This window comes from Streptomyces sp. NPDC001904 (genome assembly GCF_040297005.1).
Taxonomy (GTDB): domain Bacteria; phylum Actinomycetota; class Actinomycetes; order Streptomycetales; family Streptomycetaceae; genus Streptomyces.
The window spans coordinates 1-11,702 of sequence record NZ_JBEOYI010000017.1 but is presented as its reverse complement, the minus strand read 5'-3'; the positions used below and the strand labels follow the sequence as shown (position 1 = coordinate 11,702).

Annotated in this window: 1 protein-coding gene; it reads left to right on the top strand. The window is 75.4% G+C overall.

All coding sequences use genetic code 11. The features are described from left to right. Position 1: 1 nt before the first annotated feature. On the top strand, positions 2 to 11,702 hold an 11,701-nt coding region (locus ABT127_RS24760), incomplete at its 3' end, for a non-ribosomal peptide synthetase (RefSeq protein ID WP_351453981.1).

The window sequence follows — 11,702 nt, the reverse complement described above, 5'->3', positions numbered from 1 at the left end:
AGTGGCGAGAAGCACCCGCACAGTCGATGACATCCTGCCTCTCTCCCCGCTCCAGAGCGGCCTGTTGTTCCACAGCGTCTTCGACGAGGCCACCGCGGACATCTACACCGTCCAGTCGACCTTCCACCTGGCCGGCCCGCTCGACGCGGGCCGCGCCCGGGAGGCCGCCGAGGCGCTGCTGCGCCGGCACGCGAGCCTGCGGGTCGCCTTCCGCCAGCGCAAGGACGGGGAGTGGGTGCAGATCGTCGCGGCCCGGTACAAGCTGCCGTGGACCGAGATCGACCTGTCCCACCTCCCGGCGGAGCAGGCCGACACCGAGGCGCGCGAGGCCACGCTCGCCGACCGGGAGCAGCGCTTCGACACCGGCCGGCCGCCGCTGATCCGCTTCACGCTGATCCGGCTCGGCGCCGAGAGCCACCGCCTGGTGCTCACCATTCACCACACGGTGCTCGACGGCTGGTCCCTGCCGACGCTTCTGAAGGAGTACCACGCGCTGTACCTGTCGGGCGGCGACGCCCGCGGGCTTCCGGCCGTGGCCCCCTACCGGGACTACCTGGCCTGGCTGTCCCGCCAGGACGCCGACGCGTCGCGGGCCGCCTGGGACGCCATGCTCGACGGCCTGACGGCGCCCAGCCTGGTGGCCGGCGCCACCGAGCACACCCCGCAGGACCCCGGGCGCCACGAGTTCGGGCTCACCGTGGAGCAGACCCGGGCCCTGACGGCCCGGGCCCGCTCCGCCGGCGTCACCGTCAACACCGTGGTGCAGGCGGCCTGGTCGCTGGTGCTCGCCGGCCTGACCGGCACCGACGACGTGGTCTTCGGCGTCACCGTCAACGGCCGTCCGGCCGAGCTGCCCGGCATCGAGTCCATGGTCGGCCTGTTCATCAACACCCTGCCGCTGCGCGTCCGGCTGCGCCCGGAGCAGTCCGCCGGTGAGCTCCTCGCCGCGGTGCACCACGCGCAGGCCGAGCTGATCGCCCACCAGTACCTGGGGCTGTCCGAGGTGCAGCACCGCACCGGTCTCGGCCCGCTCTTCGACACGTCCGTCGTCTTCGAGAACTTCCCGTTCGACTCCGCGCCGGCCGTCTCGGGGGAGAGCGACCCGCTGCGGGTGGTGGGCGCCGAGAGCCACTCCGCCAACCACTTCCCGCTCAGCCTCGTCGGCATGCCGCAGGACGCCCTGCGCTTCAAGCTCTTCCACCAGCGCGAGCTGTTCGACGACACGGCCGCCGCGGCCGTCGCCGAGCGCTTCCTCGGTCTGCTCGACACCCTCGTGCACGCCCCCGAGCGGCCGCTCGGCCGCATCGACGTGATCGGCGCGGACGAGACCGCCCGCGCGCTCGCCGCCGCGGCCGGATCCGACGGCGCCGCGGCCGCCGGCGCCCGACTGCCCACCCTGCCCGAGCTGTTCACCGCCCAGGCCGCCGCCACCCCCGACGCCCCCGCCGTGCGCGCCGGCGACCGGGTGCTCACGTACCGCGAGCTCGACGCGCGCGCCAGCCACGTGGCCCGCACGCTCGTCGAGCGCGGTGTCCGTGCCGGACGCACGGTGGCCGTGCTGCTGCCGCGCGGCATCGACCTCGTGGTGGCCCTGCTCGGCGTCGCCAAGTCCGGTGGCGCGTACGTGCCGTTGGACCCCGAACACCCGGCCGAGCGCATCGCCGCGGTGCTCGCCGACGCCGACCCGGTGCTCGCCCTGGCGGCGCCGGGCCTCGCCCTGCCGGACACCGAGACGCTGGCGGTCACCGGCGAGGAGGCCGCCTCCTTCACCGCGACCCCGCACCCGCACGACCCGGCCTACCTGATCTTCACCTCCGGCTCCACCGGCCGCCCCAAGGGCGTCGTCGTCGAGCACCGCTCCCTGGCCGCCTACCTCGTCCGGGCCCGCGACGCCTACCCGGACGCCGCAGGCCTCACCCTCGTGCACTCCTCGGTCACCTTCGACCTCACCGTCACCGGCCTGTACACCCCGCTGGTCTCCGGCGGCTGCGCCCACCTCGCCGAACTCCCGGACGCCGTGGGCGGCCCGCGCCCCACGTTCCTCAAGGGCACGCCCAGCCATCTGGAGCTGCTCGACACCCTGCCCGGCGAGGTCTCGCCGTCCGGCACCCTCGTCCTCGGCGGCGAGGCCCTGCGCGGCGAGGCCGTACGCGGCTGGCGCGCCGCCCACCCCGACGCCACCGTGATCAACGCGTACGGGCCGACCGAGGCGACCGTCAACTGCCTGGAGTTCCGGATCGAACCGGGCACCGAACTCGCCGACGGGGCCGTCCCGATCGGCCGCCCCTTCGCCGACACCCGCGCCTACGTCCTGGACGCCGCCCTGCGCCCGGTCGCCCCCGGCGTCGCCGGTGAGCTGTACGTCTCCGGCGTGGTCCTGGCCCGCGGCTACCTCGGCCGCCCCGACCTCACCGCCGAGCGCTTCGTCGCCGACCCCTACGGCCCGCCCGGCACCCGGATGTACCGCACCGGCGACCTCGCCCGGCGCCTGGCCGACGGCACCTTCGTGCACGCCGGCCGCGCCGACGACCAGATCAAGCTGCGCGGCTTCCGCATCGAACCCGGCGAGATCGAGGCGGCGGCCGCCGCCCACGCCGACGTCACCCGCGCCGTGGTCCTCGCCCGCGAGGAGGAGGCGGGCGACGCCCGCCTGATCGCCTGGGTGACCCCCGAGACCGTGGACACCGACGCGCTGCGCGCCCAGCTCGCCGCCACCCTGCCGCCCTACATGGTCCCGGCCGCGATCGTCGCCCTGCCCGCGATCCCGCTGACCCCCAACGGCAAGATCGACCGCAGGGCGCTGCCCGTCCCCGAGGCGACCGCGACCGCGCTGCCCGTCCAGCGCGCCCAGCGCGACCCGCGCGAGGACCTCGTGGCCGAGCTGTTCGCCGGGGTGCTCAAACTCGCCTCCGTCGGCCCCGACGACGACTTCTTCGAACTGGGCGGCCACTCCCTGCTCGCCATCCGCCTGGTGAGCCGGCTGCGGGCGGGCCTGGGCGTCGAACTCTCCGTCAAGCACCTGTTCCAGAACTCCACCCCGGCCGCCCTGGTCCGCTCCCTCGGCGAGACCGAGGAGGCGCGCCCGGCGCTCGTGCGCGGCGAGCGCCCCGAGCGGCTGCCGCTCTCCTACGGCCAGCAGCGCCTCTGGTTCCTGCACCGCATGGAGGGGCCGAACCCGGTCTACAACCTGGCCTCCGCGCTGCGCCTGACCGGCCCGCTCGACCACGCCGCGCTGCGCGCCGCGTACGCCGACGTCGTGGCCCGCCACGAGAGCCTGCGCACGATCATCGCCGAGGACGAGCAGGGTGCCCACCAGATCGTCCTCGCGGACGTCCGCCCCGAGCCGGTCCACGTGCGCTGCACGGAGGAGGAGCTGACGGACCTGCTCGCCGAGCACGCCCGCCACCCCTTCGACCTCGCCGCCGACCTGCCGCTCAAGCTGTTCCTGTACGAACTCGCCGAGGACCGGCACGAACTGCTCGTGCTGCTGCACCATGTGGCCGGCGACGGCTGGTCCACCCCGCTGCTCACCCGCGACCTGACCCGCGCCTATGCCGCACGGGCCGGGGGCGCCGCGCCGCAGTGGCAGGAACTGCCCGTGCAGTACGCCGACTTCGCCCTGTGGCAGCACCGCCTGATGGGCTCCGAGGACGACCCGGACAGCCGTGTCTCGCGCCAGCTCGCCTTCTGGAGCGAGACCCTCGCGGAGCTGCCCGAGGAACTCGCCCTGCCCACCGACCGGCCGCGCCCGGCCGTCGCCTCCTACCGCGGCGACAACGTCACGATCAGCCTGCCCGCCGCCCTGCACCGGGCCGTCGCCGAGCGCGCCCGCGCCGCCGACGCCACCGTCTTCATGGTCGTCCAGGCCGCGCTCGCCGTCACCCTGTCGCGGCTCGGCGCCGGGGACGACATCCCGCTCGGCTCCCCGGTCGCGGGCCGCCTCGACGAGGCGCTCGACGACCTCGTCGGCGACTTCATCAACACCCTGGTGCTGCGGACCGACGTCAGCGGCGACCCCACCTTCACCGAACTCCTCGCCCGCGTACGGGAGACGGACCTCGCGGCCTGGTCGCACCAGGACCTGCCGTTCGAGCGGCTGGTCGAGGTGCTCAACCCGGCGCGCTCGCTGGCCCGCTCGCCGCTGTTCCAGACCCTGCTCGCCTTCAACAACACCGGCGGCCCGGCCGGTTCGGGCCCGGCCGAGGCCCGGCTCGGCGCGCTCGCGGTGACCGCGCGCGGCGGCGTCGGCAGCGGCGTCGCCAAGTTCGACCTCGCCTTCAACCTGCGCGAGCGGCACACCCCGGACGGCGCCGCGGACGGCATGACCGGCATCCTCGAGTACGCCGCCGACCTGTTCGACCACAGCACCGCCGAACGCCTGGTGGAGCGCTTCACCGCCGTCCTGGCCCGCCTCGTCGCGGAGCCGGACCGGCCCGTCGGCGCCGTGGACGTCCTCCTCGAAGGGGAGCGCACGGCCGCGCTCACCGCCCCCGGCGACACCGCCCGCGCGGCCGAGGACCGCTGGTTCCTGGACGGGTTCGAGCGGCAGGCCGCCCGGCGCCCGGACGCCCCGGCCGTCACCGCGGGCGACGTCACCCTCTCGTACGGGGAACTGAACCGCCGCGCCAACGCGATGGCCCGCCTGCTCACCGAGCGGGGCGCCGCCCCGGAGCGCTTCGTCGCCGTCGCCCTGCCCCGCACCGCCGACCTGCTCGTCACCCTGCTCGCCGTGCAGAAGTCGGGCGCCGCCTATCTGCCGCTCGACACCAACTTCCCCGCCGACCGCATCCACCGCATGATCACGGACGCGGACCCGGCCGTCCTCGTCAGCACGGGCGAGCTGCTGCCCGGACTGCCCGACGTGCCCGTGCCCACCGTCCTGGCCGACGAGGCGGACCTGTCCGGCTACGCCGACGACGACCTCGGCGCGCGCGCCGCGGCCGGCAACGCCGCGTACGTGCTGCACACCTCCGGCTCCACCGGCGTCCCCAAGGGCGTCGTGGTGCCGCGCGGCGCGCTCGACAACTTCCTGCGGGCGATGGCCGACCGCTGTGCGGTCACCGCCGACGACCGCCTCCTGGCCGTCACCACCATCGGCTTCGACATCGCCGGCCTGGAGCTGTACCTGCCGCTCGCCCTCGGCGCGTCCGTCGTGGTCGCCGGGCCCGACACCGTGCGCGACCCCGAGGCGCTGCGCGCCGCCGTCACCCGGCACGGCATCACCCTCATGCAGGCCACCCCCACCCTGTGGCGGGCCGCGACCGGACGGGACGCCTCGTTCCTGGCCGGGGTGCGCGTCCTGGCCGGCGGCGAGGCGCTGCCCGCCGACTTGGCCGCGACGCTCACCGCCGGCGCGCGCTCGGTGCTCAATGTGTACGGGCCCACGGAGACCACCATCTGGTCCACCGCGGCCACCGTCACCGACCCCGGCGCCGTCGACCTCGGCGAGCCCCTCGACAACACCGGCGTGTACGTGCTCGACGGCCTGCTGCGCCCGGTCGCCCCCGGCGTCCCGGGCGAGCTCCATCTGTCCGGCGCCGGACTCGCCCGCGGCTACCTCGGGCAGCCCGGCCGCACGGCCGAGCGGTTCGTCGCCGACCCGTTCGGCGCCGCCGGCACCCTGATGTACCGCACCGGAGACGTCGTGCGCCGCACGGCCGCCGGGCGCCTGGAGTACGTCGGCCGCGGCGACCAGCAGGTCAAGCTGCGCGGCTTCCGCATCGAGACCGGCGAGATCGAGGCGGTGCTCACCGCCCACGCGGACGTGACGGCCGCGGCCGTCGGCGTACGCCCCGACGCGGCAGGCGAGCCCCGCCTGGTCGCCTGGGTCGTCACCGACCTGGACGCGCCCGCCCTGCGCGCCCATGTCGCCGCCGCCGTCCCCGAGTACATGGTCCCCGGCGCCTTCGTGGCCCTGCCCGAGCTGCCCCTGACCGCCAACGGCAAGCTGAACCGGGCCGCGCTGCCCGACCCCGCCGAGACGCGGGACACCGCGGGCCGCCCGCCGCGCTCACCGCAGGAGGAGATCCTGTGCGGCCTGTTCGCGGAGATCCTGAGCCGTCCCCGGGTCTCCATCGACGACGACTTCTTCGCCGTCGGCGGCCATTCGCTCGCCGCGATGCGCCTGGTCGGCCGGATCCGCTCGGTGCTCGACGTGGACCTGCCGATCAGCGTCCTGTTCGAGGCGCCCACCGTCGCCGCGCTCGCCGCCCGGCTCACCGGCGCCGGCACCGCCCGTACCCCGCTGACCGCGGGCGAGCGTCCCGAGCGGCTGCCCGCCTCCCCGGCCCAGCAACGCCTCTGGTTCCTCGGTGCGTTCGAGGAGGCCGGCAGCCCCACGTACAACGTGCCGGTGGTGCTGCGGCTCAGCGGCACCCTCGACGAGCAGGCGCTGACCGCCGCGCTCACCGACGTCGTCACCCGCCACGAGACCCTGCGCACCGTCTTCGCCGAGGACGCCGAAGGCCCGTACCAGATCGTGCTCGCACCGCGTCCGGTCCCGGCCACCGCACGGCCCGCCACCGAGGAGGAGCTGCCCGCGCTGCTCACCGAGGCCGCCCGCATCGGCTTCGACCTCGCCGCGGACATCCCGCTGCGCGCCCACCTGTTCGCCCTCGCGCGCGACGAGCACGCCCTGCTGCTCGTCATGCACCACATCGCCGGTGACGGCGGCTGGTCGGTGCCGCTGCTCGTCAAGGACCTCGCCACCGCCTACGCGGCCCGGCGCGGCGGCGGGGAACCCGGCTGGGAGCCGCTGGCCGTGCAGTACGCCGACTACACGCTGTGGCAGCGCGAGGTGCTCGGCTCGGCCGACGACCCGGCGAGCGAGCTCGGCCGGCAACTCGCCCACTGGCGCGAGGCGCTCGCCGACCTGCCCGAGGAACTCACCCTGCCCGCCGACCGGCCGCGGCCCCTCACCGGCACCGGCCGGGGCGCCGACCTGCGGCACCACGTACCGGCCGAGCTGCACGCCGGACTGGAGGCCCTCGCGCAGAAGCACCGGGCGAGCCTGTTCATGGTGGTCCAGGCCGCCGTCGCGGTCACGCTGTCCCGGCTCGGCGCCGGCGAGGACATCCCGCTCGGCACGCCCAGCGCGGGCCGCGTCAACGAGGCGCTCGACGGCCTCATCGGCTTCTTCGTCAACACCCTGGTGCTGCGCACCGACCTGTCCGGCGACCCCACGTTCGCCGAGGTGCTCGACCGGGTCCGCACCACCTCCCTGAACGCCTACGCCCACCAGGACGTGCCGTTCGAGCGTCTCGTCGAGACCCTCAACCCGGACCGCTCCCTCGGTCGCCACCCGTTGTTCCAGACGATGGTCACCTGGAACAACGCGGCCCAGGACGCCACCAACCGGCTCGCCGAGGACCTGCCCGACCTGCGGATGCGGGTCGGCGAGGTCGACGCGCAGGTGGCCACCTTCGACCTGCTGTTCGCCTTCTCCGACCTGCGCACCGAGCGGGGCGCCCCGGACGGTCTCGCCGTCCGCCTCGAATACGCCACCGATCTGTACGACCCGGCCACGGCCGAACTGTTCGTGTCCACCCTGGCGACGGTGCTCGGCGCGGTCACCGCCGACGCCGAGCGCCCCGTGCACCGCATCGACGTCCTGCCCGGGGCCGCCCGTGCCCGGCTGCTCGACGCGTCGACCGGCCCCGCCCCGCGCCCCGGCGCGCCGCTGGCCCGGCTGCTCGCCGCGCAGGCCGAACGGACCCCGGACACCGTCGCCGTCACCGACGCGCACGGCAGTCTCACCTACCGCGCACTGCACGAGCGTGCCCGCGCCCTGGCCGTCGAACTGCGCGGCCTCGGGCTCGGCCCCGAGGGCCGGGTCGCCGTCGCCCTGCCGCGGGGCACCGACCTCGCCGTCGCCCTCGTCGCGACGCTCACGGCCGGCGCGGCCTACGTGCCCCTCGACCCGGAACTCCCCACCGAGCGGCTCGCGTTGATGCTCGCCGACACCGCGCCGGGCGCGCTGGTCACCACGGCCGCCACCGCCACCGCCGCGGCCCTGCCCGCCTCCGGCGTGCCGCAGCTCCTCGTGGAGGCGCCCCGGCCCGCCGCCGGCCCGGCGCCGGCCTTCCCCGAGGCGCTGCCCGGGCACCCGGCGTACGTGATCTACACCTCCGGATCGACCGGCCGCCCCAAGGGCATCGTCATGCCGTACGGCGCGCTGGCCAATCTGCTCGCCTGGCACGAGCGGACCCTGCCCGCGGCGCCCGGCACCGTGGTGGCCCAGTTCACCGCCGTCGGCTTCGACGTGTCCGTGCAGGAGATCCTGTCGGCCCTGCTGACCGGCAAGACCCTCGCCGTGGTCCCCGAGGACACCCGGCGCGACCCGCGCGAACTGGCCCACTGGCTCGCGGAGCGGCAGGTCGCCGAGTTGTACGCGCCGAACCTGGTGATCGACGGCGTCCTGGAGGCGGCCCGCGAGTGCGGCGCCGACCTGTCGGGCCTGCGCCACCTCGTCCAGGCCGGCGAGGCGCTGACCCTGCGCGAACCGGTGCGCGCCCACCACGCCGCCGCGCCGACCCGCCTGCACAACCACTACGGGCCCGCCGAGACGCACGTGGTGACCGCGTGGACGCTGCCCGCCGACGTCGCGTCCTGGCCCGGCACCCCGCCGATCGGCCGCCCGGTCGACGGCGCCGGCGTACGGCTCCTGGACACCGGACTGCTGCCCGTGCCGCCCGGCGTCGTCGGCGAACTCCACCTGTCCGGCACGGCGCTGGCCCGCGGCTACCTCAACCGCCCCGACCTCACCGCCGAACGCTTCGTCGCGGACCCCTACGGCCCGCCCGGCGCCCGGATGTACCGCACCGGCGACCTGGCCCGCACCACCGCGGACGGCGAACTCGTCTACGTGGGCCGCGCCGACCACCAGGTCAAGATCCGCGGCTTCCGCATCGAGCCCGGCGAGATCGAGACCGCGCTCACCTCGCACGAGGACGTGCTGCGCTGCGCCGTCGTGGTCCGCGAGGACACCCCCGGCGACAAGCGGCTCGTCGCCTACGCGGTGGCCCGCCCGGGCGCCTCGCCCGCCGCGTCCGCGCTCCGCGTCCACCTCGGCGGCCTCCTGCCGGCCCACATGGTGCCCGCCGCGTACGTGCTGCTCGACGAGCTGCCGCTGACCCGCACGGGCAAGCTGGACCGGGCCGCGCTGCCCGCCCCCGCGCAGGACGCGACGGCGGTCCGCAAGCCGCGCACCGCCCGCGAAGAGGCGCTGTGCGGTCTGTTCGCCGAGGTGCTGGGCCGCCCCGTGGTCGGGGTCGACCAGGACTTCTTCGACCTGGGCGGCCACTCGCTGCTCGCCACCCGCCTGGTGGCCCGCGTCCGTACCGTCCTCGGGGTCGAACTCGCCGTCCGCGGCCTGTTCGAGCAGCCCACGCCCGCCGGACTCGCGGCTCTGCTCGACGAGGCCGACGGCGCCCGACCGGCGGTGACCCGCCGCGAGCGGCCCGCGCGGATCCCGCTCTCGCCCGCCCAGCGCCGGCTGTGGTTCCTGCACCGCATGGAGGGGCCGAGCGCGACCTGGAACATGCCCACCGCCCTGAAGCTGTCCGGCGCCCTCGACGAGGACGCGCTCGGCGCGGCCCTCGGGGACGTCGTGACCCGGCACGAGTCGCTGCGCACGGTCTTCGCCGAGGAGGCCGGCAGCGGCTACCAGGTGATCCGCACGCCCGAGGAGGCCCTCGCCGCGCTCGGCACCCCCGCCGCCACGGAGGTGGCCCCCGAGGCCCTGGCCGGACGGCTGGCCGAGGCGGCCGCCCGCCCGTTCGACCTCGCCGCCGAGCCGCCGCTGCGGGTCACCCTGCTGCGCACCGGTCCGCAGGAGCACGTCCTGCTGCTCGTCCTGCACCACATCGCCACCGACGGCTGGTCGGCGCCGGTCCTCGCCCGCGACCTCGTCGAGGCGTACGCCGCACGCCGCACCGGGGAGCGCCCCGGCTGGGCCGAACTCCCCGTCCAGTACGCCGACTACACCCTGTGGCAGCGCGACGTGCTCGGCGCCGAGGACGACCCGGACAGCGTGGCCGCACGCCAACTCGACTACTGGAAGCAGGCGCTGGCCGAGCTGCCCGAGGAGCTGGTGCTGCCCGCCGACCGGCCGCGGCCCGCCACGGCCTCGCACCGGGGCGACGCGGTGCCCTTCCATCTGCCCGCCGATCTGCACGCGGGCCTCGCACGGCTCGCGGGCGAGCACCGGGCCAGCCTCTTCATGGTGGTCCAGGCCGCCTGGGCGACGCTGCTGTCACGGCTCGGCGCGGGCGACGACATCCCGGTCGGCACCCCGATCGCGGGCCGCACGGACGAGGCGCTCGACGACCTGGTCGGCTTCTTCGTGAACACCCTGGTGCTGCGCGCCGACCTGTCCGGCGACCCCACCTTCACGCAGCTCGTGGACCGGGTGCGCGAGACCTCGCTCGGCGCCTACGCCCACCAGGACGTGCCGTTCGAGCGGCTGGTGGAGGTGCTCAACCCGACGCGTTCGATGGCCCGCCACCCGCTGTTCCAGACCATGCTGATGTGGAACAACAACGACGACCGGCTCGCGGCCGGTCCGGCCGGCGGCCTGGGCGGCCTGACCGCCGGGACGCTGCCGCTGGGCACCAGGGTCGCCAAGTACGACCTGACACTGGCCCTGAAGGAGGCCCACGCCGCCGACGGCGGCGCGGCCGGACTGCACGGCCATCTGGAGTTCGCGACGGACCTGTTCGACCGGTCCACCGCGGAGAGCCTCGTGGAGCGGTTCACCCGTGTCCTGCGCACGGTGGTGGAGCGTCCGGAGACCGCCGTGGCGGAAGTGGACGTGATGGCCCCGGGAGAACGGGAGAGAGTACTCAGTGAGTGGAACGACAACGGCCGTGAGGTCCCGGACGTCACCCTCACGCGGCTCCTCGCGGACCGTGTGGCGGTGTCGCCTGAGGCGTGCGCTCTGGTCTTCGGTGACCTGGCCCTCTCGTACGGGGAGCTGAACGACCGGGCCAACCGGCTCGCGCACTGGCTCATCGCACAGGGCGCCGGACCGGAGCGCCTGGTGGCCGTCGCCCTGCGCAGGTCGCCGGAGCTGCTGGTCGCGCTGCTCGCCGTCCTCAAGTCCGGTGCCGGGTACGTGCCGGTGGACCCGGACTTCCCCGAGGAGCGCATCGCCCACATCCTTCAGGACGCGGCGCCGGTCCTGTGCCTGACCGACGACCTGCTCGCCGGGACGGACCTGTCGCCGTACGGCTACCAGGACCCGGTGGTGCACGGGATCTCGGGCGAGAACACGGCGTACGTGATCTACACGTCGGGGTCCACGGGCCGGCCGAAGGGTGTCGCCGTTCCGCATGCGGCGCTGGTGAACTTCCTTGCGGCGATGCAGGACCGGTTCGCGCTGACCGAGTACGACCGGCTGGCGGCGGTGACGACGGTCGGGTTCGACATCGCGGGTCTGGAGCTGTTCCTGCCGTTGCTGCACGGTGCGCAGGTCGTCCTGGCCCCGCGTGACGTGGTCCGCGACCCGGCCGCGCTGGCCCATCTCGTCGACGACTCCGGCGCCACGCTCATGCAGGCCACCCCGAGCCTGTGGCAGGCCCTGGCCGAGACCGGCGGGATCCCCAGATCGCTGCGTGTTCTGGTCGGTGGTGAGGCGCTGCCCGCGGGTCTGGCGCGCAGGCTCGCCGAGGGCGGCCGGAAGGTGACGAACCTGTACGGGCCGA